Annotated in this window: 2 protein-coding genes and 1 pseudogene; all 3 read left to right on the top strand. The window is 35.8% G+C overall.

Annotated features, from left to right (window positions below; all coding sequences use genetic code 11):
- Positions 1 to 81 (top strand): annotated as a pseudogene (locus tag ACIPNH_RS00280) (transcription termination/antitermination protein NusG); the annotation flags it as partial.
- A 2-nt stretch (positions 82 to 83) separates the two neighbouring features.
- Positions 84 to 524 carry a 50S ribosomal protein L11 gene (locus ACIPNH_RS00275; RefSeq protein WP_006279541.1) on the top strand — a complete coding sequence of 147 codons (441 nt, stop codon included), beginning with the start codon at positions 84 to 86 and terminating at the stop codon, positions 522 to 524.
- A gap of 4 nt (positions 525 to 528) precedes the next feature.
- Positions 529 to 1,043, top strand: a 515-nt coding sequence (gene rplA / locus ACIPNH_RS00270; protein WP_400770805.1) for a 50S ribosomal protein L1, incomplete at its 3' end; no start/stop codon positions are given.

Here is a 1,043-nt window from a genome sequence, read left to right as displayed (position 1 = left end):
ATTAATGTGGAAGTATCGATTTTAGGTAAGCCGACAATAATAGAGCTTGATCTGGCTCAAGTAGAGAAAATAGAGGATTAATTATGAGTGTTATAGTTGCTAAGATTAACTTACTTATGGAAGCTGGGAAAGCAGTTCCAGGACCGAAAATTGCTTCAGTACTTGGTCCACGTGGTATACCTGTTCCTAAGTTTTGTGAAGCTTTTAATAAAGTTACTAGTGCTGCTAACGCTAATTATAAAGTAGGCGATTTAGTAACAGTGCGAATTTCCATAAAGGATGATCGCTCTCATGATTTTACTGTCAGCGGTCCGCCTGTGGCTTATTTACTTAAGCAGGAGGCTAAATTAAGTAAAAGTTCTGGTAATCCTGGTAAAGAATTAGTGGCTAAATTACCTATGTCTGCTATAATTAAAGTAGCAAAGTGCAAGATGGTTGATATGAAAGTGGATAATGAAGATTCAGCAGTGAAAATGGTTGTAGGCACTGCAAAATCTATGGGTATAGAAGTTGTGGAAGGTTAGGTAAATGAATACATATAATGATAATCCTAAGCAGTGTTTGAAGAAGATTGTTGAGTCTGCTTCAGCAAAATTTAATGAATCAGTTGATATTGCGGTCAATTTAGGCGTAGATTCACGTAAATCTGAAGAGCAGGTGCGTGGTACAGTAGTTTTGCCTAAAGGTATCGGGAAGAATATTAAAGTAGCTGTTTTCGCTCAAGATAAACATTTATTAGAAGCTGAAAAAGCTGGTGCTGATATTGCAGGAGGAGAGGATTTAGTTGAAGAAATAAAAAAAGGTAGAAAGTTAGATGTTGATTGGTGCATTACTACTCCTGATTTTATGGCAAAAATCACTCCTATTGCAAAAGTATTGGGTGCTAAAGGGCTGATGCCTAACCCTAAATTTGGTACTGTGACTTCTAACATTGCAGAAGCTATTAAAACCATTAAGTCTGGTCAGGTAAAATTTAGAACAGATAAAAATGGTGTTATTCATGGTAAATTAGGAAATATTAAATTTGATATTGATGACTTGCT

It is taken from the genome of Wolbachia endosymbiont of Drosophila barbarae (assembly GCF_044752445.1).
Lineage (GTDB): Bacteria > Pseudomonadota > Alphaproteobacteria > Rickettsiales > Anaplasmataceae > Wolbachia > Wolbachia pipientis.
This window is presented reverse-complemented; position numbering and strand designations above follow the sequence as displayed.

What these genes read in the sequence shown, in the direction of transcription:
- ACIPNH_RS00275 (WP_006279541.1), top strand. Translation starts at nt 84, where the DNA reads ATGAGTGTTATAGTTGCTAAGATTAACTTACTTATGGAAGCTGGGAAA.